Source organism: Embleya sp. NPDC005971, from assembly GCF_040629175.1.
In the GTDB taxonomy this organism is placed as follows: Bacteria; Actinomycetota; Actinomycetes; order Streptomycetales; family Streptomycetaceae; genus Embleya.
Genome location: NZ_JBEXUX010000054.1, coordinates 17,154 through 43,568, shown reverse-complemented (window position 1 = coordinate 43,568; position 26,415 = coordinate 17,154). Strand labels below are relative to the sequence as shown.

The 26,415-nt window shown below is 70.9% G+C and carries 23 protein-coding genes and 2 pseudogenes; 11 read left to right on the top strand and 14 right to left on the bottom strand.

The window, feature by feature from the left end; translation table 11 throughout:
• Positions 1-19 precede the first annotated feature (19 nt).
• Positions 20-1,270, bottom strand: coding sequence for a hypothetical protein (locus tag ABZ374_RS35295; protein ID WP_360319183.1), 1,251 nt, complete (start codon positions 1,268-1,270; stop codon positions 20-22).
• The gene (locus ABZ374_RS35290) at positions 1,270-2,097 is read right to left on the bottom strand and encodes a ParA family protein (protein ID WP_079026817.1); all 828 of its coding nucleotides are present in this window, start codon (positions 2,095-2,097) and stop codon (positions 1,270-1,272) included. Before ABZ374_RS35290 ends, ABZ374_RS35295 begins: the two co-directional genes overlap by 1 nt.
• A gap of 4,172 nt (positions 2,098-6,269) precedes the next feature.
• Here ABZ374_RS35290 and ABZ374_RS35285 point away from each other — a divergent pair.
• The 3 genes and pseudogenes from ABZ374_RS35285 to ABZ374_RS35275 all read left to right on the top strand — a co-directional run bounded on the left by ABZ374_RS35285 (position 6,270) and on the right by ABZ374_RS35275 (position 7,998).
• The gene (locus tag ABZ374_RS35285) at positions 6,270-6,707 is read left to right on the top strand and encodes a VOC family protein (protein WP_360319181.1); all 438 of its coding nucleotides are present in this window, start codon (positions 6,270-6,272) and stop codon (positions 6,705-6,707) included.
• A 441-nt stretch (positions 6,708-7,148) separates the two neighbouring features.
• Positions 7,149-7,553: pseudogene (locus ABZ374_RS35280) on the top strand (transposase); the annotation flags it as partial.
• A 13-nt stretch (positions 7,554-7,566) separates the two neighbouring features.
• Complete coding sequence (locus ABZ374_RS35275; protein ID WP_360319179.1) at positions 7,567-7,998, top strand: hypothetical protein; 432 nt, start codon at positions 7,567-7,569, stop codon at positions 7,996-7,998.
• A gap of 309 nt (positions 7,999-8,307) precedes the next feature.
• On the opposite strand, the gene ABZ374_RS35270 is transcribed toward ABZ374_RS35275, so the two are convergent.
• Complete coding sequence (locus ABZ374_RS35270; protein ID WP_360319177.1) at positions 8,308-8,580, bottom strand: transposase; 273 nt, start codon at positions 8,578-8,580, stop codon at positions 8,308-8,310.
• Positions 8,581-9,160: 580 nt separating this feature from the next.
• On the opposite strand from ABZ374_RS35270, the gene ABZ374_RS35265 reads away from it, so the two are divergent.
• A complete protein-coding gene (locus ABZ374_RS35265) occupies positions 9,161-10,642 on the top strand; it encodes an amidase (protein ID WP_360319175.1) in 1,482 nt (493 codons plus the stop codon).
• A 780-nt stretch (positions 10,643-11,422) separates the two neighbouring features.
• Here ABZ374_RS35265 and ABZ374_RS35260 read toward each other — a convergent pair.
• Together ABZ374_RS35260 and ABZ374_RS35255 are read right to left on the bottom strand one after the other, a co-directional pair.
• Complete coding sequence (locus ABZ374_RS35260) at positions 11,423-11,581, bottom strand: hypothetical protein (protein ID WP_360319173.1); 159 nt, start codon at positions 11,579-11,581, stop codon at positions 11,423-11,425.
• Positions 11,582-12,199: 618 nt separating this feature from the next.
• Entirely contained in the window at positions 12,200-13,030 is an 831-nt protein-coding gene (locus tag ABZ374_RS35255; protein ID WP_360319171.1) for a helix-turn-helix transcriptional regulator, read from the bottom strand.
• A 120-nt stretch (positions 13,031-13,150) separates the two neighbouring features.
• Here ABZ374_RS35255 and ABZ374_RS35250 point away from each other — a divergent pair, with 120 nt between their 5' ends.
• Positions 13,151-14,218: an aldo/keto reductase gene (locus ABZ374_RS35250; protein WP_360319169.1), complete on the top strand. Its 1,068-nt coding sequence runs from the start codon at positions 13,151-13,153 to the stop codon at positions 14,216-14,218.
• Between the two features lie 83 nt (positions 14,219-14,301).
• Here ABZ374_RS35250 and ABZ374_RS35245 read toward each other — a convergent pair.
• Positions 14,302-14,717 (bottom strand): annotated as a pseudogene (locus ABZ374_RS35245) (RidA family protein).
• 401 nt (positions 14,718-15,118) lie between these two features.
• Between ABZ374_RS35245 and ABZ374_RS35240 the strand changes: the two are divergent.
• Complete coding sequence (locus ABZ374_RS35240) at positions 15,119-15,589, top strand: GNAT family N-acetyltransferase (protein ID WP_360319167.1); 471 nt, start codon at positions 15,119-15,121, stop codon at positions 15,587-15,589.
• Between the two features lie 332 nt (positions 15,590-15,921).
• Here the strand turns inward: ABZ374_RS35240 and ABZ374_RS35235 are convergent, their stop codons facing one another.
• Complete coding sequence (locus ABZ374_RS35235) at positions 15,922-17,427, bottom strand: MFS transporter (RefSeq protein WP_360319165.1); 1,506 nt, start codon at positions 17,425-17,427, stop codon at positions 15,922-15,924.
• Positions 17,428-17,571: 144 nt separating this feature from the next.
• On the opposite strand from ABZ374_RS35235, the gene ABZ374_RS35230 reads away from it, so the two are divergent.
• A complete protein-coding gene (locus ABZ374_RS35230) occupies positions 17,572-18,549 on the top strand; it encodes an Lrp/AsnC family transcriptional regulator (protein WP_360319163.1) in 978 nt (325 codons plus the stop codon).
• Positions 18,550-18,603: 54 nt separating this feature from the next.
• On the opposite strand, the gene ABZ374_RS35225 is transcribed toward ABZ374_RS35230, so the two are convergent.
• From ABZ374_RS35225 to ABZ374_RS35215, 3 genes are read right to left on the bottom strand one after another with little or no spacing between them, the layout of a single operon-like run.
• Positions 18,604-19,140 (bottom strand): hypothetical protein, encoded by a 537-nt coding sequence (locus ABZ374_RS35225; protein WP_360319161.1) that lies wholly within the window; start codon positions 19,138-19,140, stop codon positions 18,604-18,606.
• Positions 19,137-19,715, bottom strand: coding sequence for an RNA polymerase sigma factor (locus ABZ374_RS35220; protein WP_360319159.1), 579 nt, complete (start codon positions 19,713-19,715; stop codon positions 19,137-19,139). The genes ABZ374_RS35225 and ABZ374_RS35220 overlap by 4 nt, the downstream gene beginning before the upstream one ends.
• 8 nt (positions 19,716-19,723) lie before the next feature.
• Positions 19,724-20,305, bottom strand: a complete 582-nt coding sequence (locus tag ABZ374_RS35215; RefSeq protein WP_360319157.1) for a DUF3995 domain-containing protein — start codon at positions 20,303-20,305, stop codon at positions 19,724-19,726.
• A 173-nt stretch (positions 20,306-20,478) separates the two neighbouring features.
• On the opposite strand from ABZ374_RS35215, the gene ABZ374_RS35210 reads away from it, so the two are divergent.
• Entirely contained in the window at positions 20,479-20,988 is a 510-nt protein-coding gene (locus tag ABZ374_RS35210) for a nuclear transport factor 2 family protein (protein ID WP_360319155.1), read from the top strand.
• A gap of 42 nt (positions 20,989-21,030) precedes the next feature.
• On the opposite strand, the gene ABZ374_RS35205 is transcribed toward ABZ374_RS35210, so the two are convergent.
• Both ABZ374_RS35205 and ABZ374_RS35200 read right to left on the bottom strand, forming a co-directional pair.
• A complete protein-coding gene (locus ABZ374_RS35205; protein ID WP_360319153.1) occupies positions 21,031-21,528 on the bottom strand; it encodes a DUF3291 domain-containing protein in 498 nt (165 codons plus the stop codon).
• 125 nt (positions 21,529-21,653) lie between these two features.
• On the bottom strand, positions 21,654-22,406 hold the full coding sequence (locus ABZ374_RS35200) for a transcriptional regulator (protein ID WP_360319151.1): 753 nt from the start codon (positions 22,404-22,406) through the stop codon (positions 21,654-21,656).
• Between the two features lie 222 nt (positions 22,407-22,628).
• Between ABZ374_RS35200 and ABZ374_RS35195 the strand changes: the two genes are divergently transcribed.
• Positions 22,629-22,919, top strand: a complete 291-nt coding sequence (locus tag ABZ374_RS35195; RefSeq protein WP_360319149.1) for a chorismate mutase — start codon at positions 22,629-22,631, stop codon at positions 22,917-22,919.
• Positions 22,920-23,021: 102 nt separating this feature from the next.
• Positions 23,022-23,249, top strand: a complete 228-nt coding sequence (locus ABZ374_RS35190; RefSeq protein WP_360319147.1) for a hypothetical protein — start codon at positions 23,022-23,024, stop codon at positions 23,247-23,249.
• 101 nt (positions 23,250-23,350) lie between these two features.
• On the opposite strand, the gene ABZ374_RS35185 is transcribed toward ABZ374_RS35190, so the two are convergent.
• Positions 23,351-23,794, bottom strand: a complete 444-nt coding sequence (locus tag ABZ374_RS35185; protein WP_360319145.1) for a MerR family transcriptional regulator — start codon at positions 23,792-23,794, stop codon at positions 23,351-23,353.
• 120 nt (positions 23,795-23,914) lie between these two features.
• Here ABZ374_RS35185 and ABZ374_RS35180 point away from each other — a divergent pair, with 120 nt between their 5' ends.
• Complete coding sequence (locus ABZ374_RS35180; protein WP_360319143.1) at positions 23,915-25,429, top strand: MFS transporter; 1,515 nt, start codon at positions 23,915-23,917, stop codon at positions 25,427-25,429.
• Here ABZ374_RS35180 and ABZ374_RS35175 read toward each other — a convergent pair.
• A complete protein-coding gene (locus ABZ374_RS35175) occupies positions 25,413-26,342 on the bottom strand; it encodes a LysR family transcriptional regulator (RefSeq protein WP_360319141.1) in 930 nt (309 codons plus the stop codon). The genes ABZ374_RS35180 and ABZ374_RS35175 overlap by 17 nt on opposite strands.
• Positions 26,343-26,415 lie beyond the last annotated feature (73 nt).

The window sequence follows — 26,415 nt, the reverse complement described above, 5'->3', positions numbered from 1 at the left end:
CGCACCCGCCGACGGCGGATTACTGCTGGGGCGAGAAGATCTCGGGTCGGCCGAGGGCGCCCTCGGCGTCGAGGCGTTCGAGGAACAGTTCGACGGCGGCCGAGAACAGGTACACGACCAGGCCGCGCTTTTCGGTCGCGGTGAGTTCGGTGTCCAGGTCGCGCGCGAGTTCGTACACGGCCGGGCTGACCCGGTAGCTGGAGGACTGGCTCGGGTCGGTGATCCCGCCCCTGGCACGCAGGAACGAGCGGATCATTTCGATCTGCTCGTCGTTGTCGTCCGGGAGTTCGAGCAATGCCGCGTTGAGGTAGTGGCCGAGGGCCAACCGGCGGTTCTGCGACGAACGTTTGTCGGCGGTGAGCCGCTTGCCCAGGCGCGCCTTGACGTCGGGCAGGAGCCGGAATCCCCAGGTCTCCCAGCCCTTGGAGTTTATCCGCGCGTCGAGAAAGCTATCCAGCAACGACGCGTGTGCCGACTGCCCTTCGGCGGAGCCGGTGGCGACCGGGGCCGGTGTGGCGGGCGCCGGAGCGGGGGTGCTGCGACGGGAGGAGCGGGCGGCCGGGGGCTTCGCGGACGTCGACGCCTTGGCGGGCTGGGTCGCCGGGGCCTGGACCGGCTCCGGTGCACGGGGCGGCGGCTCGGCGACCGGGGGCTGGGGCTCGCTTTGGGCCCGGGTGGGCTGGGGGGTGGGGGCCGGGGTGGGCTCGGGTGTCGGCTCCGGGGCGGGGGTGGTGTGGGCTGCCGGCTCGGGGCGCGGGGTGTGGGCCGGCTCGTGGGTTCGGGCCTGGGCCGGGGCCGCCGGTTCCGGGGTTGCCGGCGCGGTGGCGGCCGGCGTCGGTTCCGGTACGGGTTCCGGGGTCGGTTCCGCGATCTGCTGTGGGGCGGGGGCCGGTTCCCGGGCAGGCTGCGATGCCGCCTCGGGGGCCTGTGGCGCTTCGACGCGTGGGGCCGCCGGGAGCGGGGTCTCCTCGGCGGTGGGTGCGGCCGCCGCGTGGACCGGCTCGGGTTCCGGTACGGGTTCCGGGGTCGGCTCGGGCGCGGGTGCCGGTACGGCCGGTGCCGCGTTCTTGAACGGTGGCCCCGAGGTGGTACCGGCGGACCCGTTGCCGCCGCCCATCTGTGCCAGAAGCGCCGCCGTCGAGTCGGTGCCCGAGTTGAGGAAGCTGCCGTTCATGGCGTCCTGGAGCGCCGCGGCCAGGACGGACGACTGGACGGCAGGGGCCTTTCGCGCTTTGGCCCTGGACTTGGGCGCGGGCTTCTCGTCTGTCATCAGGCTGCCTGCTTCACACGGTCGAACAGTTCGATGGCCAGCTCGGTGTAGGCAACGCTCGCGGCGATGTTCGGTTGCTCTATGCAGACGGGGCGCCCGATCTCGTACGCCTGCGAGATCCGGCTGTCCCGGCGGATCTGCGTCTGGAACGGGTCGAGGCCGTAGTCGGCCAGCCGCTGCTCGACCTGGTCGTCCTCGCTGGTGCGGCGGGACGGGGCGTTGGCCTTGTTGATGACCGTGCCGATGAAGCGCGGCTCGCACTCGCCGAGGGTGCGCTCGGAAGTGGCCGCGGTCAGGCCCTTGATCACCGCGGCGCCCTGAACGGTCGCGTACAGCGGTTCGCACACCGCGACCACGAAGTCGGCGGCGGCGAGGGCGACCGCGGACAGGGCGCTGACGCTGGGCGGGGTGTCGATCAGAATGATCGTCGGAGTGCGCCGGATCGGTTCGAGGATGCGACGCAGGATCCCGGTGGTGGAGAAGTCCATCCCGGCGATCTTTCGCTCGGCGTCGACCATCGTGCTCTGCACCGAGCCGAAGAGGCTGAGGCTGCCGGTGGTCTCGAAGGACTTGAGCAGCTCGCTGCGGTCGAAGATCATCTCCGGCACGTCGGGCGTCATGCCGTTGAGCTGCGCGTACAGCGCGAAGCCGACCGAGCGCTGGGGCTGCGGGACCACGCCGAGGGCGACGCCGGCCTGGGCCTGGGGCTCCAGGTCGACCACGAGAGCGTGAAAGCCGTTGATCGCCAGAGCGCTCGCGAGGTTCACCGTCGTCGTCGTCTTCCCGGGACCCCCCTTCTGGCTGGCCACCGCCACAACTGCACCCATCGTGCGTCCTCTCGAAGTAGAGCGACCGAACGCCTGCGGGAGCCGGGTTTCTGCCGGTGGCCTGTCAGAGCCGTCCGCTGCACCTGACAGGGAAGACGACGCACCTCCGGGGTAGCTGCTCGATACTTCCGTCGGAAGCCCGAAAGCGCAACGAACCAGGATCTAGCGGGCAGAACCTTCAAGACGTCCTTGAGGGGTCCGGCCTAAGTTTTGTCTGTCAGGTTAGCAGCGGAATCCCAAAATTCACTGTGACACTCGGAAAACCCACCCGTATGTCCCGGTTAACCCGTTTGGTCGGCCGAATCAACGCCCCCAACAGACTCTTTTGGCGCACGAATTGGCGATGGAACTCTCGATTTATGGGCCATCTGTTCGACATATCGAGACACAGGCCGAATCCTCACCTCCGCCGGCCGACCCCAAGGACACCCGGACGGGCCGGCCACATCACCCCTTCGCGCGTGGTCTGTCGCTCCGGGGGGCGAATCGGTCGGGAGACGGCCCCTGGGCGGGCGGACGGGTTGCGCACACCGGGCTGCGGAGTTGGGCGGGTTGCTTGGGCTGATCCGGGCTGATCCGGGCTGTGCCTGCTGTGCGGTGCGGGGGCTTGGGTTGGGTTGGGTTGTGAGGGGGTGGGTGGCCGGTCCGGTTCCGGGTGGGGCGGCCCGGGTGGGGTTGGCTTGGTCGGCGTGAGATGCGCTGGGTCGCGTCGCCTGGGTTGGGCTGCGTCGTGTGGTGGGGGCCCAGGCGGGTTGGGCCCAGGTGGGCTGGGCGGGGCCGGGTTGGCCCGGCTTGGGGCGCGCCGGGGTCGGTCTCGGTGTGCCGTGGCTGGGTTGGGGCCAAGTCGAGCCGGTTGGGCCGGGTCATGCCGGTCCGGAGTGTGTCGCGCGGGGTTGTGACGTGCCGAGTCTGGCCCGTGATGGGTTGGGGCCTGGTCGGGCCTGGCCGTGCCCGCCACACCGGGTTGGGTCGGGCCGGCAGGACTGCGCCGCCGAGTTGGGCCGAGAGTGGACGACCCAGGCAGGTGGGGCTCCCCCGCATCCGGGCGGAGCAAGCCGGTGCGCCGAGCCGTGGGTCCGAACGCGAGACCAACCCCCGGACGAAATGGCGACGTTGCGAGACCGCCCCCATCTGTGCCCGGCCGGGAGCAACCACACACGCTCGTCCGTCGGTTTGTCCGTCCGTCCGTCCGTCTGTCCGTCCGTCCGCCTGTCCGTCCGCCCGTCCAGGTGTCTGTCCGGGCATCCAGGCACTCGTCGCAACAGGCGCTCGTCGGCGCGTGTGTTCGCCCGTCCGTCTGTCCGTCGAGTGTCGGTGCCACGTGACCAGCGGGTGTGCGACGGATCGTTCTGTCGTCCGTGAGAGGCGTCCAGCGGTCGTTCCGACGTTCGGCTGTGTGCTTCGCCCGTCCGGGCCGCCACAGGGCCGCAGAGAGGCCCTGCCGGCCGTAGCTCCGTACAGCGCGAGCTTGTGTGTGTCGGCCGCACGCCGATACGAAGGCCGACCCGCCTGTGGTTCGTTCGGGCCGTCGGTCGGTCGTGTGCGGCACGGTTCGAGCGAGCCATCGTGCCGGTCGCAGATCGCGCCGACCGTCTCGTGAGCCGTGGCTCGGTTGTTCGCAAGACTGTCGGATCGGGCCGAACGTAGGTCCGGCCACAGGTCCGGCCACAGGTTCGGCCACCCAGCGCGCGGCCCACCGTGCGGGCGGCGGATCGATCGATCCGCAGACACGGCCGGCCGTCCGCTCGTCGTTCGGCCCGACCGCCCGCCGTTCCGGCCGCACACCCGCCGACACCAACGCAGAGCGTGTCGTCCACCCGGCCGCTGCTCCACCGCGCCGACCGTCCGAACGCTCATCCGTCGTCCCGTGCGCCCGAAGGCCGACCGAGCCACCGCTCGCTCCGTCCGTCGGTCCATCCGCACGCCCGCAGAGCCGTCCCACCGCCCATCCATTCGTGCACCCGTACGCCCGCACCTCCGCACGCCCAGCCACGCACCCGCCCGAACAACCGCTCACCCACCCGCAGACCCACAGGTACGCCCACCCGAAGATCTACCCGCCCATCCGGCGATCGCTCGATCCATCCACAGAAACACCCGCCCATCCGAAGGCACGTCCGCCCGCCCCGACACCCCTCCATCCAGCCGCACATACATCTGTGCGCCCATCCGGCCGTCCACCCGGCCGGCCGCAGATCCGTAGATCCATCCGACCACCCATCGTTCGGCCCGCCCGCCCGTCCTCCCGAATACCCGTCCACCCGTCCGCACACAGTCACAGCCATCGCAATGCCCGCATCACCATCCGTCGTTCGCTCCATCCACACGTCCGCACGTCCATCCGTACGGTCACCCGCCCATCTGCACATCAGCCCGTAGAGCCATCCGCCCGTCCATGGATCCGCACACCCATCCATACGGCCGCAGCAACACCCGCCCGCACACACGCCCGTACACCCGCCGTTTTAACGTTGCAAGTTAAAGAACATATCCCGTAGCAGTTTGCAGAATACTTCTCGCTCTATCATCACGCACATCTTCCCATGCGATCTACGATCTATCTTCCGACCCAGTGTCATGGACATTCATCCGAACATGTTGCCATGCAGTTCACGCTTCAGCCCCCGTTGCATGTTGCGTTGTATGAGTTGTGAACTTGTGAAATATGCAGCTCAGAGCCATGATCATCTGGACTCCAGTCGGTTGGTCTCGGGCGTGCCAAGCCGTGATACCTGGCCACTATTCCACCGAGATTGACATCAAGGATCCGCTCCAAAAGCCGTCTCTCCTCCTTGCTGAAGCCGTGGTTCTTCCGCGCTTCAGACCTTCCCAGCCCCGAATGACCCTTCCGATTACTGTCTTCAACAGCACCTCGATAGCAGCTCGCGCGCCGCAACCGTGCTCGCACCCACATTGAACGCACGCCTCATGACGGCGGATCCCACTCGATCCACACAGGCGCGATTCGCAAGAGATACAGCCCGCACGCGTGCCACCCAGAGGTGATCTGATGGGGATCAGCGATGTCCCTCATCCCACGTGTCCCGCAGAGTATCGCGAGCTCTGCGCCCCATCGGCGCGCTGTGGACAGGTTCCCCAGCCTGTAGGGACGCGTACAGAAGAGAATTGAGGGCCCGTCCAGTGACGGTCGAGCGGCTCGACGCCACGCGGCTTGGCGGCCACCACCCTGGCAGGGATCGCCGTCGCGCCAAAGGATCCATCCGGCGAGCCCACACTCGGGGTTCCTCGCTCGGATGTTGATGGGCCATCATCACGGCCAGCTCGACGGACCCAAGGATGACCATCACCCGTCAATACCCGGGTCTGCCGCACATCAGCACGCCGACCACCACCCCCTCGCCGTCGTGCCTTCTCGGCGCACTCCCCTGCCGACCCCTCCGGGAAGAGCGCCGCCTGACGACTGCAAAGTTGCCGAGCAAGCAGGTGGACGCGCGCGGACTCAACCGTACGGAGGCTCGACCGCGAAGCAGATGCCATCTCACATGAGCGCGCGCACGCGACCACAAGTAGCAGACGGGTCACTCCACACGCAGATGATCTATGCGTGCAAGGCCCACGCGCCCACCGCCCGCTCCGCACGATCCGAACGGCCTTGGCTTGGGAGCTTTCCCGAACGACGACATTTCTTGGGTCCCGCCCTCAAGCAAGCAATCCCCCACGCTGCCGAACCGACCCGGTGTCGACTCGCAGGTTGTCCCGGACCGATCAGCCGCGAGACGTCACTCGCCCCAACGCACCTGGCGCCTGCACCTCACCAACGCACCCGACCGCCTCGCGCCCCCACCCACCTCGAAGCACCCTTCGGCCTCCGCCCGGCACACGTGAGAGTGACGATTCGGCAGGATCGGTCCGAGACCTGCCCTCGGGGCCCGACGGACCCCCTCTGACCTGCGTATATGCGGGAATTCCTGTGTATGCCCGCAGCCGCCCGTGGTCGGTATGATCCCCTGCGCCCCTCAGTTTCGGCCTCTTAGAACGGCACACACGGCATCGTCGCAGGTCAGAGCGTCGTCGAAAACACTTTCTCATGCCTTTCAGCCAGTGTGAGAGACCCGGCCGGCCGCCAAGCAATGACGGCTCACCGGTGACGTAGTCGTCCGGAGGTGTCAGAGGTGCGCGGTAACGTCGCCGTATCTGACAGGGAGGGCCGCATGACGATCAGGTGGAGCCTGACGATCGACTGCGCGCAACCAGCGAAGCTCGCCAGGTTTTGGGCGCTTGCCTTGGGCTATGCGGAGAAGCCCGCGCCCACAGGGTTCGGGAGTTGGGAGGAATGGTTCGCTCACCATGGGATCCCGGAGGACGAGTGGGATGAGGGTGCGTACCTCTCGGATCCGGACGGGGTGGGTCCCAACCTCTCCTTCCTGCAGGTGCCCGAGCCGAAGGTTGTGAAGAACCGGCTGCACTTGGACGTGCAGGTCGGCGGCGGTCGTGAAACACCGTGGGAGGTGCGATGGCCACGTGTGGTGGAAGCGGTGGAGCGGTTGACTGCTGCGGGTGCGACCGTGGTCCGGGAGGACGATTTGCAGGGCAGGCCGGATCACGTGGTGATGAGCGATCCGGAAGGAAACGAGTTCTGCCTGGTCTGACGGATGTCGGCGGGGGTGGGCCTGCGGTGGCGGCCTGTTCTCGCGCCGCCCCGGTGCCGGCGAGCCGGTAGGACTCGGCGCTGGTCCGCAGCTTTCCGCAGCTCCGGCCAGACCGACTCCAACGCGGCCTTCACCGCCCGGAATCCGACTCCGTGCTCCCGTATCAAGGCCCGGTACACCCCGGGCATCAGGCGGATTGCGGCGTCCAAGCCGACTTTGGACTTCGGCGGCGCCACCGCAGCCTGCGTCCTGCAGAACACGTCTGTGCTCCCACTCCAAGCGCCGAACCGCTCCCGCCAAGAGCGGGGTCCGGGATGGGATGGTCATTTGATGTGATGTGGGTGTTCGTGGGGGCTCGATCAATGGCCGGTGGAAGCTGATCGAGCCGTTGTTGCCGGATCGCACGCCTCGGCGGGCGGGCGGTGGACGGATCATCGTGCGCATGCCCTCGGCGATCTCGCGGTGGACCGACGATCAAAGCCCACGACGCGGCCGACGGCCGGTGTCGTTCGCTCGCGTTCGTCGTGATCGCCGGACAGGCGGGCGACGCACCGCGGTTCGAGAACGTCATGGCCGTGATCCGGGTCCCGTGCGCGGTCGGTCGCCCGGGACGAGTACGCCCGGACGTCGTGCTCGCCGACCGCGTGTACTCGTCCCGGGCGATCCGCTCCCACCTGCACGGACGCGGGATCCGCGCGGTGATCCCGGAACCCGCCGACCAACGAGCCGATCGCACACGACGCGGCCGCCGGGGTGACCGGCCGCGCTGCCCACTGTCTGCGCAACGCGGTCGAACGCTGCATCAACCGGTTGAAACAGTGGCGTGGGGTCGGGATACGCACCGACATAGAGTGTCGGCATGTCGCTGAGCCACATAGCCCTCTCGTCCGGTCGCTCCATCGAGCTCACCGAGCTGCGGATGTCTACGACCTATGGAGGGATGCTTGAGGGCTATCCGTGCCAGCGCATCAACGACATGAAGGTCAGCGGCCTCCTGCGACAGGCCGAGCATGCGTTCTCCTTTGCGCCGGTTCATCTCGTTCCACCCTCCCGCGAGTACCCGGACCGGACCGCCGGTGCCTTCGGCCCCGTTGAGGTGCTGCCGTCCGTGGCGTGTATCGGTGTTTTCGGCTCTACAGTGGTCGACCCCGAACTCGACGCGGTGCTGCACCGCTCCGCTCTCGTCGTGGCCTGGTTCCAGGCCACGACGGATGTCTTGTCGGGCGAGGATGCCGATCCCGGTCTTCGCAACATTCGCTGGGACGAGCTGGCCCAGGACTACGAGCTCTAGGGACACCTGCCGGTCACAGCCACTCGTTGATGGCCGCTACGAGGACGGTGGCCTCGTGGCGGATTGCGAGCTTGCTGGTTGCCGGGCCGTCCTGCCGTGAGCACGAGGGGCATGGGCTTCTGTCCCTGCTTGATGGCCGGGTGTGGCTTGGTGGTGAAGCCGCCGCGCGAGCGTCCGAGGGCGTGATCATCGGGCTCGGCGACGACCCCGCATGGTGGTTCTCCTTCCGCAGTTCACCCTGCTTGCGGGGCCCGGCCGCGTGCTGATGAGCGCGGCGCACCGTGGAGTCGACGCTCAGGGTCCACGTGATCACACCCTTCGCGTCGGCCGGAGACCGTAGCCGCGTGAAGATCCCGTGCCGGGTGCCGTCCCTCTGCCATTGGCGGAACAGGTCATGGACCCGGCCCCATGGTCCGTACTCGACGGGCACGTCCCGCACGGAACACCGGTGCGCAGCCGGAATCGTATGCCGTCGATCGGCCGCCGCCGAGGCCGGACGGGCGGTCGTCCTGTCCGCGTCGCCTTCCGCAATAACGGCTCCGGCACCGCCCACTGGTCATCCGTCAGATCTCCGCGCCCCATGAACCGTGATCATCCAACGTTCAAGATCCACTTTCGGCACACGGCCCAGACCGGTGCGAACCGTCTGGGCTTTGCTCGGCCGCACCGAGGCCGCCCGTGCGCGGCGAGTGGTTGCGGCGCGACCGGCTGGAGGCAGACACCAACCTTGCCGAGGCGACGAGGGCCTGCGAGGACGCCAAAAGCGCCTGCGACGCCTTCGTGGAGGCCGCCGCCGTGTACTTCGCCCGCACCGCCCGAGCGTCCCGCCACCCAGGCCGGCCACGTGCTCCCTGGCGTGAACGGCAGAAGCTCAGACCTCCGATTGTCCGGGGCCAAGCCGAGCATTGCGCTGCGGGCTCGGAGCCGCCGAGGTCACTCACTGTAGTCGTTGCTGGGGTCGAAGTCGTAGGCGGGGTCGGTGAACAGCCGACCCGGCCGGTGATGCGGACGACCCCGGATTCCACGAATGCGCAGGTCATTGGGTGCAGGGTCATCCGAAAAATGCAAGGGCTCTGCCGCCCTCGCACTTGACTGTGATGTCCCTCACACTTTTGGCCCACCATGATGAAACGATTCCATAGACTGTTCTTACGGTGAGTGATTGCCGTGGATCAGGCTTTACCTGGAGGTTTGCATGACCGATCTAACATTCAGCTCCGCAGGTCAGCTCGCTGCCGCCGTCGCGGCGAAGGAGGTGTCGAGCGTCGAATTGCTCGACCACTACCTCGCCCGGGTGGAGAAGCTCGGTCCGCAGGTGAACGCCGTTGTCGCCCAGGACGAGGAGGGTGCGAGGGCTGCGGCGCTGGCGGCCGACCACGCGCTCTCCCGCGGTGAGCCGCTGGGCCGCCTGCACGGTGTCCCCGTGACGATCAAGGACAGTCTTGAGGTTGCGGGCATGCGGACCACCGGAGGTTCGACCCGCTGGGGACATCACGTCTCGACGCACGACGCCGAGTCGGTCGCGCGGATCCGGAACGCCGGAGCGATCGTGTTCGGCAAGTCCAACATGCCGCCCGACGCCCGGGACTGGCAGACCTACAACGAGATTTACGGGACCACGAACAATCCGTGGGACCCGACCCGCGGACCGGGCGGTTCGTCCGGTGGATCCGCCGCGGCACTCGCCGCGGGACTGACCGGACTGGAACTCGGCGGCGACACGGCAGGCTCGATTCGGGTGCCTGCCCACTTCTGCGGCGTCTACGGGCTGCGGCCGTCGTTCGGGATCGTGCCGAGGTACGGGAGTGTCTCTGGACATGCTCCCGGGACGCTCGCCGATTTCGACATGGCGGTACTCGGCCCGCTCGGCAGGCACGCCGATGACCTCGACCTGGGTCTCGACGTGCTCGCAGGAGCTGACCACGACCGCGCCCCGGCATGGCGACTGGAGCTGCCCGCCGCCAGGGCGAACTCGCTGCGGGAGTTCCGGGTTGCGGCATGGCTCGACGACCCGTTCTGCCCCGTCGACAGCGAGCTGGTCGAGATCATGCAGGCGGTGCTGGAGGCCGTTCGGGCCGAGGGCGCCGCCGTGGTCGAGGGCAAGGGGCCGGTCGGGCTCGACGAGACGATGGCTCTCTATCAGCCGTTGCTGATGGCGCAGAGCGGGCTGGTCGAGCCGGACGAGTCGTACGCCGGGCTTGTGGACCTTGCCGCGGCCGAAGGGGCCGCGGGCGGGTTCGCGTCGGACCTGACGGTCAGCTTCCGTGACTGGCACGCGCTCGACGAACGGCGGCAGCACTCCCGCCGCCGCTGGGCCGAGTTCTTCCGCGACGTCGACGTGCTCCTGTGCCCGGTGAGTCCTACGGCTGCCTTCCCCCACGACCATCGACCCGATCCGAGCTGGTCGGTCCGAACACTGCGGGTCGACGGCGCCGAGCGGCCGTATCGCGAGATGCTCACGTGGATGGCGCCGTCGTCGGTCAACCATCTGCCCGCGGCGGTGGCGCCTGTCGGGACGACCCGGGACGGGCTGCCGGTCGGCATTCAGGTGATCGCGCCGTACCTGCACGACCGCACCGCGGTCCGGTTCGTGCAGCGCCTTGCGGAGGTGATCGGCGGGTTCCGCCGTCCGCCGGGATTCTGATGCCGCCACCGGGCTGCCCGCCTGCGGTGTAGCGGCGGGCGACCCGATCGCCGCGTGATGGTCGAGTGCGGAGCACTTCGCCGGCCGAGGGTGCCTACGGGCAGGCACCCTCGGCCGGCTCGGTCGTGGTCGACCCGGTCCACGAGCGGGGAGGCCCTTGGCGCGGAGATGCCTGGCGCGAGTGTCGCCGAGTCAACCGTGGACGGGCTGAAGGGGGTGGCCTCGACTTCCAGTGGTCCGGCGAGCGGTAGTGGCGATACCTGAGTACGCCGCGTGATGGCAGCCGGTGGCCGGCCGGCTCGGCCGCTTCCGGGTGCTTTCGGGGTGCAAGGCGACAGCGGCGGCTTGGCCGAGGGGCTGTCGAGCGGTTGGCAGTGGCCGAGGAGTTGGTGGTGGGTCGAGGGCACAGCGGTGACGCGCGGGGTGCTGTCCCGGCCGCGCCGCCGTACGGTCACGCCTTGGTCGTGCGGCCCGCTCGGCGGGCTCCGGGTCGCTGGTGCGGAGGCAGTCCGCGAGCTCGCCTGGCATGTCGAGAACGACCGGCAGCTCCGGGGCCGCGGCGCCTGGTGGGCAGTTGTGCGCCGGCGCACCGCGTCCCGCAGCGCGATCAGGATGTACAGCTCGTACGGGATGCGCTCGACCCGACCCTTGTCGTTCACCACGACCGACCGCTACAGCCCGGGCATTACCCCCGCAAGCGGCACCGTTTGTGCCGGATCGATGAACGCCCCTCCTTCAACGGCTGCTTCGGATACAGCTTGAGCAGGTCGATCGCATCCATCACCGGCCGGTACGCGGGTTGTTGCACTCCAGCTCCAGCGCACCCGGCAGCGGCGAGAGCATTCGCCGCCAGTGTGCCGAGTACGACGACCACAGCACCGTGCGAACCCGCGCCTTGTACGGGCCTCGTTCGTCGCAACCTCCGCAGCCAGGGCTCAAGCGTTGTCTCCCCGCCGACCACCGGGTAGATCACCCGCCGCACCGTGCCGGACGGCTCGGACAATGCCGGCCCGGCAACCCGCAGCAAGCATGCCCTCCTTGCCCCGGATCCTTCCTCAGCTCGGCATTCGGCTCCCTGTCGACCTTCCGCTCTGCCCGCGTGTTGATCTTCGGCACGAGCTGCATGAGCGGGTCCACCCGCGAGTCGGCGATCTCCGTCTGCCGCACATGGCACAGCGCGGCCGGGAGCGTGAGGCTGCGGGCGGGCTTCATTCGCTCCGGATTCGCCGGGTACTCCTTCAACGCCCGGCGCCCGCCACGACTCCAGCAGCTTCTCCTGCACGTCCGCGAATTGGTCCGTGGGCAGCTCCAGCCACCGCACCTGCTCCAGCTTGTTCACCTCAGCGAGCAGGCTCTCCAGCCTCGGCGCCCGGGGACCGGTCTTCAACTCGGCGCACTGCGAGGGCCCTGCGGCCGGGAGCGGGTGTATGCGAGATTCGCTCACTCTGGTGCGGCAGAACCGGGCCTCGGAGTCCGTGACCGCCCGGCCCACCAGCCGCTGGACCTTCGCCGGGGCCGGCTCGGTTGGGGCGTGGGTGGGGGTGGGAGGGGTCGCGGTTACCGTGCGGACAGGCGGTTCAGTGCGGACTGGCTTTCGTCGTCTGCGGCGCGATAGATCACCAGACGTTGGTCCTGGTCCTGGAGCGGGGTGAGTACTTCGAAGTGCAGTGCGATCGCGCCGACGTCGGGGTGTCGCATCAGTTTGTGTCCTCGGCCGTTGACCCGGACGTCCTGTTCGTCCCACAGTCGCGCGAATTCCTCGTCGTGTGCGGTGAATTCGGCGATGAGGTCGGTCAGTGCCCGATCCTCGGGATGTGCGGCCCAGGCGGCGCGCAGGTGGGCGATCCCCTCCCGCACTACGCGTTCGCGGTCGACGTAGAACTCGCGGATCTCCGGATGCATCAGGCACAGCCACATCGTGTTGCGCTGCGACGGCGGCAGGGCGGCGAAGTCGACCAGCAGCCTGGCCATTTCGTTGTTCCAGGCCAGGATGTCGTAGCGGTGGTTCAGCAGCATGGCCGGCAGCGGCGCCAGGTCGGCGACCAGGCGGGCCAGCGGCGGTGCTGCGGCGGTGGCGAGCTTCTCGGCCTTGCGGGGGCGGTGCCGGGCCAGGTCGAAGAGGTAGGCGCGTTCATCGGGGGCCAGGCGCAGCGCTCGGGACAGCGCTTCCAGTACGTCCACCGAGGGCCGCAGGCCGCGGCCCTGTTCGAGTCGCACGATGTAGTCGATGCTGACCCCGGCCAGTTCGGCGACCTCTTCGCGGCGCAATCCCGGGGTTCGCCGGGACTGCCGACGTGACGGCAGCGCGAAATCGTCCGGGTCCAGGCGTTCGCGCCTCGTTCGCAGGAACGCGGCCAGTTCGTGTGTCGCATCCATGGTGCGGGTCATCACCGTCGAGCGTACATCCAGGGTGGGACCGGCCTTCCCAGGAAGTTCCTTCCCTTATCCCCGGCTCGCGGCGTCCACAGACTGATTCTCGACGACGGATCACGAGCACAGGAGGACACGATGTCACTCACCCTCGACAGCTACCGGCTGCTGGGCCGTTCCGGGCTGCGGGTCTCACCGCTGGCCCTGGGTGCGGCGACCTTCGGCACCGAGTGGGGCTGGGGCGCCGAGCGGGACGAGTCGCGCAGGTTGTTCGAGCGCTACATCGAGCACGGCGGCAACTTCATCGACACCGCCGACACCTACACCGGTGGCAGTTCCGAGCGCCTGCTGGGCGAGTTCACCCGCGACAACCGGGAAAGCCTGGTGCTGGCGACGAAGTACTCGACGCTGCGGCGGCCCGGCGATCCCAATTCCGGGGGCAACCACCGCAAGGCTCTGTTCTCGTCGGTGGAATCCAGTCTGGGGCGGTTGAATACGGACTACATCGACCTGCTCTACCTGCACCTGTGGGATTTCACGACGCCGGTCGAGGAGATCCTGCGCGGGATGGACGATCTGGTTCGGCAGGGCAAGGTTTTGTACGTGGCGATCTCCAACATCCCGGCCTGGCAGGTGTCGCGCATGCAGGCGATCGCCGACCTGCGCGGCTGGTCGCCGCTGGTCGCGTTGCAGATCGAGTACAACCTGATCGAGCGCACCGGGGAACGCGACCTGATCCCGATGGCCCGCGAGATGGGGTTGGGGGTGATTCCGTGGTCGCCGCTGGCCGGCGGGGTGCTCACCGGCAAGTACGGCCGCGACGACCTGAACGCCGCTGCCACCACCGCAACCGGCGACGGCACCCGCAGGAGCGTCACCATCGCCAATGGCGCGCTCACCGAACGCAACCTCGCGATCGTGGACGTCGTGAAGGAGGTTGCCGCAGAGTCCGGCCACACACCCGCCCAGGTCGGGCTGGCCTGGACTTTGCGGAACCCGGATGTGACGGCAGCGATCATCGGCGCGCGCACTTCCGCGCAACTGGAGGACAATCTGGGCGCGCTGGGGGTCGACTTCACCGCCGCCCAGGCGGCCCGGCTGGACGCGGCGAGCGCGATCGACCCGGGCTTCCCGCACGCCATGCTCGCCCGGGACACGACCTTCGCGTTGACCCGCGGTGACCTGAGGGTCGAACCCCGCCGCTGAGGTGCGCGCGGTGGGGCGGTCGGCGCGTGGGTCGTGGGCGGTGGGTCCAACGCGTGGGTCGTGGGTGGTGAGTCCAATTGGACTCATTGGGCGGGCGGCTGTGGGCGGACCGCTGTTGCGTCGACCTCGAAGAGCATGTCGGGGAGGGCCAAGGCGGCGACGCCGAGCAGGGTTTGGGCCGGCGGCCGGTCGTCCCAGAAGCGGGTGATCACCGCGAGGAGGGCTTCGAGCTTCGCGTGGTCGTGATCCACGATGTAGGTGCCGAGGCGGGCACGTCCCGGAAGCCCAGGCCGGCCGCGGCGAGGGCGGTGCCCAGGTTGGCGAAGGAGCGTTCGACCTGGGCCGCGAAGCCGGCCGATTCGACGGCGCCGGTCGGGTCGGAGCCGTACTGGCCGGCAATGATGACCAGGTCGGAGTTGGGGGCTTCGACGATGTGGCTGTAGCCGAAGGCCACCGGGTTGTGCAGGTCGGCCGGGTTGGTGATGCAACACCCGGCGATCCACCCCGCCGGCCGACACGGCGATCACCGGCGCAGCGAACGCCGCAACGATCCCGGGCGCGGTGACCATCAGCCCGCCCGCGCCTTCCGAAACGCCGAACGTGTCGCCGACGGGCGTCCGGAGGCCCACGGGCAGCAACTCGGACCGGAAGTGGATCAAGGTCGGGTGCCGCGTGCGGATTCCCTTGTGGGCGGGGGAGGTTCGGGACCGCGACGCGGGAGCGAGCTGGTGGGGCCATGGCTTGGGCTTGCTGCCTCGGCCGGCCGGCGGGCGACCTTGTTGCGGTCCGGTGGGTGCGCGGGGGCGAGGGTGCGGTGGAGGTTGTGAAGCGTGGATCCCGTGGCCGATTGCTCTGTGGGTGGGGTGGGGAAGTGGTTGACGGTCGGTTTACGGTGGGTGGATGACGAGCGCGCTTCGGTTGGGTGCGGTTACGGCGGACAACGTCGATGTTGCGATGGGGTTGAAGGTTCGGCCCGATCAGGAGCACTTGGTTGCGCCGGTTGTGAAATCCCTGGCTCAGGCGTATGTGTATCCGGACAACGCTTGGCCTCGCCTCATCTTCGACGGTGATCGAGCTGTCGGGTTTGTGATGGCCTTCTTCGACATCGATTTCGCGGAGGACGGCGCGGGCCCCGATGTTCGCTCGGGGTTGTGGCGGCTCAACATCGCGGCCGGCGAACAGGGCCGGGGCTATGGGCGTTTCGCCGTCGAGTCCGTGGCCGCCGAGATCCGCCGTCGCGGCGGTACGCGCCTGACCGCCACCTGGCATCCGGGGGAAGGCGGTCCCGAGGGCTTCTACCTGGGGCTCGGCTTCCGCCTGACGGGCGAGCTGCGCGGGGACGAGATGGTCGGGGAGTTGGGGTTGGCCTAGAGCATGTCTTGGGTCTCCCGTCGGGTACCACGACCCCGGCATCCGCCCTTCGGGCTCCTCGCTCGGTTCAGTCAACCCAACGCGTCGTAGGCGAGCGTGCGTTCGGCGGCGTCCCAAGGCAGTCCGCCCGGCACGATCGTGGGGCGGTAGGTCGGGTGGGTGGGCGCCGACGGGTGAGACCCGGTGCGTCGACGGACCGTCGCTTGGCGAGTCCCTTGTGGCCAACGGAAGTTGCGCGTCGGACGGCGCGGCGGGACCGGCGGCCGGGGTGGGCCGACGGCGGCGGCGCGCTCGGCCCGGCCGAGCGCGCAACACGCCCCGGCCGAGTCGGGTCAGGGGGTTTCGTTGGTCGTTGGGGTTGGAGCGGTTCGGCCGTGGCGGTGGGTGGTCATCGCGTAGGCGGTCGGGACGGTTGCGGCGAGGAGTGCGGCGGCTGCCGCCAGGGCGTGTTGTGCGCTGGGTCCCGCGGCCTGTCCGGAGCCGTGGCCGGTCAGGTAGATGCCGCCGACGACGGCGACGCCGAGGGTGCCGCCGAGTTGTTGGGCGGCGTTGAGCAGTCCGGCCGCGGAGCCGGTCTCCTGCGGCGAGACGTGGCGCAGCGCGGTGGTGAAGAACGGCGCGGTGAACAGGCCCACGCCGAGGCCGGCCAGGGCGAGGGCGAAGGGCAGGCCGAGTGGGTAGTGGCCGGCGGGCGCGACCCGGTAGGCCAGGGCTGCGGCGGCGATGCCGGCGGCGAGGCAGCCGATGCCGGCGTGCAGGACGCGGGTGCCGTAGCGGGGGAGCAGTCGGCTGCCGGCGGCCCAGGAGGCGACGGCCAGGCCGGCGGACCAGGGCAGCAGGGTGAGGCCGGCGGCGAGCGGGCCGTTGCCCAGGCCCAGTTCGAGATGCAGTACCACGGTGATCATGACGCCGTTCATGACGGCGAAGAACAGCGTGGAGGTGGCCAGCGCGGCGGGAAAGACACGGCCGCGCAGCAGGGACGGCTCGACCAGCGGGGTGCGGCCGGCCGCGGCGGCGCGGCGCTGGTGGGCGGTGAATACGATCAGTACGAGGGCGCCGAGCGCCGCGGCGGCCCAGGCGCCGGGACCCGGTGCGCCGGTGCCGGCGGTGAGCGGGCACACCAGCAGGGCGATGCCGACCATGGCCGACGCGGTGCCGGTCGGGTCGAGGCGGGGACGTACCGGTGCGCGGTCCTCGCGCAGCTGCGGGGCGATGGCCAGCGCGGCGGCCGCGAGCGGCAGGTTGACCAGGAACACCGCGCGCCACGAGGTGCCGAACAGGTCGGCGTGGGTGAGCACACCGCCGAGGACCGGGCCCAGGACCGCGGACAGCCCCATGACCGGGCCGATGGTGCCCAGTGCCTTGGGCAGTTCGGGGCCGTCGAACATGGCGCGGATCAGGCCGAACGTCTGGGGGATGATCAGGGCGGCGGCGGCACCCTGCGCCGCGCGTACGCCGATCAGGACACCGGCGGTGGGGGCGAGCGCGCACGCCAGCGAGGTGAGGGCGAACGCGGTGACGCCGATGCGGAACACCCGGCGGCGGCCCGCGATGTCGCCGAGGCGGGCGGCGATGAGCAGGCCGAGGGCGAAGGTGAGGGTGTAGGCGGCGCTGTACCAGGGGATCGCGGCGGCGGGGCCGCCGAGATCGGCGTGGATGACGGGGCCGGCGACCTGGACGATGGTGGCGTCGAGGAGGTTCATCGCCTCGGCGGTGAGCAGCGCGATCAGGGCCGTCCACCGCCGGCGGTAGGCGACGGGGGCCGGCGGGCCCGGTGGCGCGGCCGGGGTGTCGTGGGTGGCGGTGCCGCCGGCGGGCGTGCTGGCGTGCTCGGTCATGGGATCCCCCGTGAGTGGTGTGCCGCGCCGGTCGACGTCCCGGCGTCCTGCTTGACATCACCCTGGTCCGGCGTCCGGATCCTGTTCCACTTTTGGTGCTCGGATCGATGATTTCATCCATCCGAGTCGGATATTTTGAGGAGCATGCTCGAACTGGACGATCTCGACCGGGGCCTGATCCACGCCCTGCACGTCGATGCCCGCGCTCCGTTCACCCTCATCGCCGACGTCCTCGACTCCTCGACCCAAACCGTGGTGCGTCGCTACCGCCGCCTGCACGCCGAAGCCGGCCTGCGGGTGGTCGCCCTGCCGACCCCGCGCAGCACCCGCGCCCACCAGTGGTTCGTCCGCCTGACCGCGGCCACCCGCACGGCGCACGACATCGCCGTCGCGTTGGCTCGCCGCCCCGACACCGCATGGGTCCGGCTGACCTCCGGCGGCACCGAGATCGTCGCGATCATCCACACCGCGCCCGGCGGCCCGGACGCGCACTCCCTCCTGCTGCGCGACATCCCACGCACCGCCGGCATCACCGCGGTCTCCGCGCACTACCTGCTGCACACCTACCTGGGCGGGCCCACCGCGTGGCGCGGCCGGGTCGGCACCCTCACCCCCGAACAGCAGGCCCGGCTGCGCGCCCACGACGCCCCGGCCGCCGACGCCGCAGACGGCGACCCGTACCCGCTCACCGATGCCGACCTGTGCCTGCTGGCCGCGCTGCGCGAGGACGCCCGGGCCGGCTACGCGGACCTGGCCGCCGCGACCGGTTCCACGCCCGCCACCGTGGCCCGCCGGCTGAGCCGACTGCGTTCGCGCGACGCGTTGTTCTTCGACATCGACATCGAACCGGCCTTCCTCGGCGCCGGCGTGTCCGCGCTGCTGTGGATGCAGGTCGCGCCCAGCCGCCTCGACCAGGTCGCCACCGAGCTGGCCGGTCACGTGGAACTCGCCGTCGTCGCCGCCACGACCGGCCCCACCAACCTGGTCGCACACGCCCTGTGCAGCGACGCGGAGGCCCTGCACCACTACCTGATTCGCCGGGTCGCCCTGGACGCCATCACCCGCATCGAGACCGCGCCGGTGCTGCGCACCTTCAAGGCCGCCGCCACGCTGCGCGGCTGACGTGGCGCCGCCGGCGCGGGAACGCGGAACGCGGCGAAATCGTGGGCGGTTCGCTCAGCCGGCCTTCACCGTCGTGTGCAATCGGGCCAGGGCCAGGCGTAGTTCGCGCTCCGCGCCGATCGGCACGATGGCGGCTCGACCCGGTACCCGGACCCCACCGGTGAGCGCGACCCGGGTCGTGTCGTGCTCGGCGACCGCGGCCATGCCGATGATCACGAATCGGCTCTGCAGCCAGCACCACCCCGGGCGCAGGATCCCGTCGAAGCGGGCCCGCATGCCGTAGCGGCTGCGCGCGTGGGCCTCGACCCGATCGCCGTCGCGCCGGGACACCCGGACCCGGCGCATGTCCGGCTGGAACCGGCCGAAACCGTGCTCCAGGTCGCCCATCACCGCCCAGACCTCGGCGAACGGCGCGGGCAGCACACCCTCGACCACCCGGGCACCCGCGATGCCAGCGGTCAGCGCCCGCAGCCGGGCCACCGCGTCGACGTGGACCGGCCGGATGCCGGTGGCCTCGCCTGCCGCCGGTGTCGTTTCGGCGGGTTGTCCGTCGGGCGATTCGGTGTTGTCGGGGTCGAGTGGCTCGGTCACGCCGTCCACATCCTTCGGAATCCCGCCCGGGCGCGATGCAACCGGGACTTGACGGTGCCTTCGGGGACGCCGAGCAGGTCGGCGGCGGTCTGTTCGTCCAAACCCTCGACGTCGCGCAGGACCAGGACGGCGCGGTGCTCGGGCGACAGCCTGCCCAGTACGTCGTCTATGTCGGTGGCCAACTGCGGGTCGCCGGGCGCGGGCGGTTCGGTGGCCTCGACGGGGGTGTCGCGCCCGGCGCGGCGGGCGATCCGGATCGCCTCGCGCACGGCGATCGCCCGGACCCAGCCGTACAGCGCCTCCGGTTCGTCGAGGTTGCGCAGCGCGCGGAAGACCACCACCAGCGTCTCCTGGACCGCGTCCTGACGGGCGTCCGGGGCGATCGGACCGCAGATGGCGGAGACGTAGGGGATCAGGTGGTCGAGCAGGTCGCTCATCGCGAGGGTGTCGCCGCGACGGGCGGCGCGGGCGAGGGCGACGCCGCGGGTGCGCCGGTCGGCGGCGCGGGCGACGCGGTCCTCGGCCCGACCCCGGGTCGGGTCCCGGCTCGGGTCTTCGGTTCGGCGATCCGGCACGGTGGTGATCATCTCCCGGTGGCCCGGGGCCGGGGCGCTCGGCTCGACGTCGGGCGGAAGCCGGTCCGGGCCAGGCGCGCCGCCGCGTAGCCGAAGGTCAGGCATACCGGCGTGTAGACGGCGAGGTTGAGGCGGTGGAACGTACTGTCCGGGTCGGTCCCGATGCCCGCCGCCCAGACCAGGCCCACGGTGCCCCGGATCGCGAGTCCGGCGGCGACCGCCGCGGTGATCAGCGCGCCGACCCGGCCGCCTCGACCCCGGCTGTGCGCGAACACGCCGACGGCGCCGGTGCCGAGCAGCGCGCAGAGCGGCAGCAGGGTGCGCGGGGTGAACGGGACGTCGGCGTTGAGCAGCCCGCGGGAGAGTGCCTCGGTGCCGTCGGCGGGCCAGGTCGAGCCGGTCGCCCAGAACGCGTGCAGGAGGGCATCGGCGGCGAGCAGCGCGGCCACCGCCGTGCCGGCGCGTCTCGCAACGCCGGCGGTGGCAGTGGAGGCGGTCGGCGCGGCGGTTCCGTCGGGTCGGGTGGGTTCGGCCGGTTCGGTGCCTTCGGCAGGCTCGGTGCCTCCGGCGGCTCCGGTGGTGATGTCCACGACGCGGTCCCCTCTCCGGGCTGACGAGTTGTCAGCCGGTCGTCGGGAAGAGGACGCCCGGCCCGAAAAGGTTCCGTGTGACGCCGGGCACACCGCACGGAGGGTGGCGGCGGCGAAGCGTGACGACCGATTGCCGCCGGCGGATGGGTGGTTCGAGTCGTCACGATGGGTTCATGAGTTTCGACAGGACGGCCCCGACGAGGACGACCGAGTCCGCGTCCATGCCCCGACCCGAGCCCGGATCCGAACCCGCACCCCGACCCGAACACGATGCGCGTGCCGTCCTGGAGGCGTTCTTCGCCGCCGAGGCCGCCTATATCGGCGCCGGTGGTCGAGGCAGGGCGAGCTTCGCCGAACTCGCCGCGTGTCTCGCGCCGGACGTGGTCATGTACCAGGCCCCGGGCCTGCCCTACGGCGGGCCCCGGTACGGTCCGAGCGGGATCGAGGACTTCATGGCCGCGATGAGCGAGGCGTGGCGGGAGATGGAGTTCCTCGAACAGCGCTTCGCGGTCGACGGGGAGTCGGTGGCGATCCTGAACCGGGGCCTGCTGACCGCACGGGCCACCGGGCGGGTCCTGGACACCTGGGTGATGCAGATGATCACCGTTCGGGACGGCCTGATCACCGAGATTCGCCCGTTCTACTGGGACACCAAGGCGGTGGACGCGGCCCTGACGCCCTGATGTCGCGGCGCCCGGGCCTGGGCTCGGGCGCGGATCGCTCGGTCAGGCGATGTCGGCCGGCTGCAGGGCCGGTGTCGACGACGGGGCCGGCTCCGGGAAGCGGTTGCGGAAGGTGAAGGCGTACGGGGTCGGGCCGTGTTCGCGCAGATGGTCCAGCCGGGTCCGGCCGTCGGCGGAGGTCGGGATGATGCCGGCCGGGAGCCACCACAGGACCTGGGACATCTCGGCAATGTGCGCGAACCAGTCCTGGCGGCGGCGCAGGTATTCCAGGTGGCCGCTGCGGTAGACGAACTCCCAGAGCTGGTCCGGGGTTTCCCAGACCGACATGGTGACGATCGTGTCGGCGTCGTACGGACGGATGTCCGTCGCGTCGCGGGCACCCTCGTCCTCGCCCTTCAGCCGCCAGACGAAGCCGGGCGCGTGGTCCGCGAGTTCGTTCATCGGATCGAGGCCGGCGACGAACTCGGCCATCGTCGGGGTGTCCAGCGGGGCGAGCATGCGGGCGACGTTGAACTGGGCGATGTGGTGGGTCGAAGGCATGGGATCACCTCACCAGGCGCCGAGCTCTATGTCAATGAGAATTGTTTTTAGAGATTCGCGGGCCGCTCCCGGGATTTGCCGGGGGATCCGTCGCGGAACCGTCCGCGACACCCGGTGCGTGCGGATCATCCGGTCGAGCCCTCCTGGTTCGCCCCCGTCGCCCGTTCGACGACCACGCAGCAGCGACCCGGCACCGAGTCCAGCCCGGCCCGGTATCCGGACGCGCCCAGACCGTCCAGGAGCCCTTCGAGGAGCGCCAGATTCATGCCGCACACCAGCGGCGGGAAATCCTCGGCCAGTTGGTGGAAGGGACAGTTCCGGAGCAGGATCCGGGAGGCGCCGTGCGGCTCGTCGGCCGCCGCCGGGACCGGTTCGTATCCGCGTGCCGTCAGCGCGGCGACCACCCGATCGTGCTCGTCGGCGCCCTCCGCCGGCGGCCCGCCGAGCGTGCGCCCGGCGACCAGTCCGGTGTCGTAGGCGGCCCCGCGCACCGCCCGATCCGCACCCGCCCGCTCGACCGCGTCCGCGAGGATCTGCCCGGCCGTGTCGTAGGCCCGCGGCGGCAGGCTCACGCTGGTCTCGACGGCGCTGCGCCGGTACAACTTCGCCGGTCGACCGGCACCCGGGCCGCTGCGACCCGCCGGCCGCGCGAATTCGGTACTCAGCAGCCGTGCCTCGACCAGTTTGTCCAAGTGAAACGCGGCGAGCGTGCGCTGGATCCCGACCGCGTCGGCCGCCGCCGCTCGTCCGACGGGCCCCTGGGCCGCGGCGACGTGGCGGTACAGCGCCCGGCGTACCGGGTCGGCGAGCACCGCGACCGCGTCGAGTGCGTCGTCGCCGGGCGGGGGAGGCGGGGGCGGGGAGGTCAGGTCGGACACAACCGGAGTGTAGGCGAGTCGGCGCCACCGGCCCCGGGACGGTCGGGCGCGCCGCGACGGCACGGGCGGGATCGGGCAGATGCTTCGGGGCGGGCGTCCGGTGGCGCACTTCCCACGGGAACCCGCGTCGTGGCGCCGGGCGAGCCGGAGCGGCCGTCGTCTCGGCCGCGCGGGTCCGGGGCCGTGCCGGGAGTGCGTCGGGCCTGCTGCGATGATGCGGGCATGTCCGATCCCGAGAATCTCGCCGACGTTCGGGCCCGCATCGACGCGCTCGACCTGGAGCTGACCCGGCTGCTCGCGCGACGCCAGGAACTGGTGCGCGCGGCAGCCGACTTCAAGGCCGACGAGGCGGCGGTACGAGCCCCCGACCGGGTGGAACAGGTGGTGGCCGCCGCCCGGGAACGGGCGACGGTCGAGGGCCTGGCCCCGGAGGTGGCCGAGGCCGTCTGGCGCGCGATGATCGCGGCCTTCATCGAGTTCGAACTGGCCCGACACCGGGACTCGCCCCGCTGATCCCGGTGAACGCGCGGTGGCCTCGCGACGAGTGGGGCCGCCGCCCGGGAACCGGCCGGCGACGAGGCGGTGGTGTCGGTGGGGCGCGGTAGCGTCCGGCGGATGAGTATCGAATCAACCCGTGCCGGTGGGGCCGAGGTCCGCGTCAACCTGTCTCCCGAAGCGGTGGAACGTGTGCGCGCGCTGATCGGGCTCGGGCTCGCCGCGTCCATCGAGGACTACGTGGCCGACTCCGTCCGCAACCGCCTCGCCGGCTTCCAGGACCTCGCCGCCGGCACCGTCCGCCGCCCCGACGGCGACCCGAGGGAATGGGTGCTGCCCGGGCGGTAGTCCGCGGTCCCTCCCACTGCGCGGGAAGGCGTTCGCGGGTCGGGCTCCCGCGCGCCGTCGCGCGCGGAGGGCGCCGCCCGCGCACCCGGGTGCGCCCGGGTTCACGAGCTCGGCGGTGCGCCGGTCGTGGGTCCTGCCGTCGAGTCCTTCGGGGCGGGCACCACGACCTCCTTGCGGAACTGGAGGCAGTCGGCGGCCGGATTGTCGCGGGTGCATTCGAGCATGTAGTGCAGGTAGCCGCGGGCGGTGTCGAGTCGCTGCATCTGCGCGTCGAGGGCGGCGATCCTGGAGGTGACGGTGTCCCGCCAGGTGTGGGTCGCGGTGCGGCCGGCCAGGACGGCGGCGATCTCGTCCAACGACATCAACCCGGTGTCGCGCCACAGCCGGATCAGCGCGATCCGGTAGAGCTGTTCGGCGTCGTAGTACCGCCGGCCCGCGAGCCGGTGCGGCGTGACCAGCCCGCGGCGCTCCCAGTAGTGCAGCGTCGAGATCGGCAGGTCGAAGCGGTCGGCGACGTTGCCCACCGGTACCAAGGTGTCGCTCATCGGTTCAGTTGACCTCAACCCGGGTTGAGAAGGCAAGGTCGATCCCACGTGATCCGGCCCCGAGCGCGAAGGTCCGCATCGGCGGCGCGCCGGTCGATCACGCACGCCTGGGGAGGATCGATGAAAGCCGACGTCACACCCTCGATCGAGCAGCGGACCGAGCGACGGCGCGAGCGCCTGGTGCTGGTCCTGGCCTGTGCGGGCACGTTCGTGGTGGTCCTGGACGCGACCATCGTGTCGGTGGCGCTGCCCGACATCCGGGTCGACCTCGGCTACTCCGCCGCCGCGCTGCCGTGGGTGGTCAACGCCTACACGCTCGCCTTCGCCGGGTTCCTGCTCCTGGGCGGGCGGTGTTGTGATGTGTACGGGCTGCGCCGGATCCTGTGCCTCGGCATGGCGTTCTTCACCGCCGCCGGCCTGTTCTGCGGCCTGGCCGTATCGCCCGCGATGTTGTCGGCGGCCCGGGCGGCGCAGGGGCTGGGGGCGGCGTTCCTGATGCCCGCCACGCTGGCCGCTTTGACCGCCACCTTTCCCGAAGGGCCGCGTCGTGCCCGGGTGCTGGGCACCTGGAGTGCGGTCGGCGGGATCGCCGCCACAGCCGGGCCGGTGCTCGGCGGGGTGTTGACCCAGTGGCTGGGCTGGCGGTGGGTGTTCCTGGTGAACGTGCCGTTGGGCATCGCCGCCGTGCTCGTCACGCCGGGCGTGCTCGCACCGAGTGCGGGCGGTACCGGCGGGCGCCGACGGCTCGACGTGGTCGGCGCGGCGCTGGTCACCGCCGGGTCGGCGGCGGTGGTGTTCGCGGTGATGCGCTCCGAAAGCGCGGCGTGGGCGAGCCCGTCGGTGTGGCCGGTGCTGACCGGCGGGCTGCTCGTGCTCGGCCTGTTCGTGGTGCATCAGGGGCGTTGGGCCGCGGACGCGCTGCTGCCGCCGGGACTGTTCCGGCTCCGGTCGGTGCGCAGCGCGAACGCGGTGATGTTCCTGCTGACCCTGGGGTTCGTCGCGACGCTGATCCTCCTGTCGTTCGATCTGCAGTACGTACACGGCTACGCGCCGCTGCGGGCCGGGGCCGGCTTCCTGCCGATCGGCCTCGGCATGATGATCGGGGCGCGTACCGCCGGGCCGCTCAGCCTTCGGCTCGGCCCGCGAGGGGCCGTCGCGCTGTATTGCGCGCTGGGCGCCTTGGGGTTGGCCGGGTTGGCGGCGGGCGCGACCACCGGCCCGGACGGCCCGTATTGGTCGACCATCGCGATTCCCGGAGCGCTGTTCGGGATCGGGACGGCGGCGGCCTTCACGCCGATCACGCTGGCCGCAACGGCCGGGGTCCCGCCCGCCCGAGGCGGCGTGGCGGCCGGGCTGCTCAACACCGTTCGGCAGGTCGGCGGCGCCGTGGGCCTGGCGGTGCTGAGCACGGTGGCGGCCTCGACGACGGCCGCGCGCGCCGGCGATCGTGCACCGACACCGGCCGCGCTCGCCGACGGGTACGCCGCGGCGTTCGCCGTGGCCGCGGGGTGCGTGGCCGGCGCGGCGGTGTCGGCGCTGGTCGCGATGCCGCGAGCGGTGGCGGGCTCGGCGAGCCGAAGGGGCTCGGCGAGCCCGGAGCAGGAGGGCAGAGGGAGGGTCAGGGCCGGGGGGTAGCGCTCGCCCGGCCCTTGCCCGGCTCGGCCGAGGCCGCGAGCGTGTCGGTGGCGGCGCGGGTGAAGGCTTGGGCGAGGGGCGAGTAGGCGGCCGTGCGCCAGACCAGGCCCCACGCCAGGGTGGGCGCGTCGTCGATGGGGATGTAGGCGATGTCGCCGCGCGGGAAGTACTTGACCGCGTGCAGGGGCACCGGCGAGATGGCCAGGCCGGCCGCGATCGCGGTCAGCGTCTCCTGGGCCGTCGTGCTGGCGGGGCCGCGCGGGATCGGCCTGCCACTGGGCGTCTGGCTCGGATTGATCGCCTCGGCCCAGTACGCCGGGACCGAGTCGTCGATCCGGAACACCGGCCCGATCGCCAGGTCTTCGAGCGAGACGGAGGTACGCCCGGCGAACTCGTGCCGGGCCGACACCGCGAGCACCAGCGGCTCGGTCAGCACGATCGGACCCACCGTCAGATCGGGCTCCTCGACCGGCAGCCAGACCAGTTGCAGATCGACCTCACCGCTGCGCAGCAGCCCGAACGGGTCACCGAGGTGCGCCTCGCGGATGCGCAGCTCGCAATCGGGATGCCGGGTCCGGAAGGTGTCCAGGACGTCGGGGATCTCGGCCAGTGTCGCGTCCATGGTGCCCAGCCGCAGCGTCCCGGACAGGCCGCGCGCCGCCGCCGCGGCCCGCTCGATCCCGTCCTGGATGCGCTGGTAGCCCACCGCGAGGTCGTCGCGCAGTTGCCGGCCGATCGGGGTCAGCGCCACGCGTCGGCTGGTCCGCTCGAACAGGGGGGCGCCGATGCGGCGTTCCTGCTGTTTGATCGCCTGACTGACCCGGGCGGAGGAGACCAGCAACCGCTCGGCGGTGCGGCCGAAGTGCAACTCCTCCGCCAGCACCAGGAAGATCTCGATGTCCCGCAGCTCCATACGCCCCCGCCGTTCGTCGCTGTGCCCGGTCACGCCGTGCGGCGCCCTGCGGTGCCCGGTGGGATCGGCCGAT